The organism is Vibrio sp. 1978 (genome assembly GCF_033344345.1).
In genome coordinates, this window is sequence record NZ_JAWPOP010000641.1 from 1 (window position 1) to 625 (window position 625).

Here is a 625-nt window from a genome sequence, read left to right on the forward strand (position 1 = left end):
TACTACTCGTTCTAACGTCGTTGTTTATCACTCAAGCGCCCATTTATGGGCGCTTTGTTGAAGGGAAGGATATACACAATGTCAGTCAAAACACTTAAACGAACCATCACTGCTGTGGCGATTTTGGCAGCGTCCGTGATGTCTTCTTCGGCTTGGTCTAATGACCTTAAAGAAATCCGTGAACGTGGTGTGCTTCGTCATATCGGTGTGCCTTATGCCAATTTTGTTTCTTACATCGAGCAAGGTGAAATGCACACGCTGACAGGATTAGATGTCGATATCGTAAAAGGATTTGCGAGCTCGTTAGGTGTGCGATATGAGTACGTACCGGCTCAGTGGAGTGACATGGTCGGTAAGCTGACAGGTCAAGATGTTCAATACCGACACAACCGCGCAGTAGTGGGTGGCAGTGTGCCAATTGAGGGTGATCTGATCGCCAATGGCGTGACGATTTTGGATTGGCGGGAAGAGGTATTGGACTTTTCTCAGGACTACTTCCCATCGGCGGTATGGCTTGTTTCTCGTACCGATTCAAGTTTAAGTCCAATTAAGCCAAGTGGCTCGATCGACGAAGACGTCAAGACAGTGAAAGAGTTGATCGATGGACGAGAAGTGTTGGCGCTAG

1 pseudogene is annotated in these 625 nt (G+C 47.7%); it reads left to right on the forward strand.

Annotated elements, in window-relative coordinates:
- Nucleotides 1-78: 78 nt before the first annotated feature.
- A pseudogene (locus tag R8N49_RS28290) lies at nucleotides 79-625 on the forward strand (ABC transporter substrate-binding protein); the annotation flags it as partial.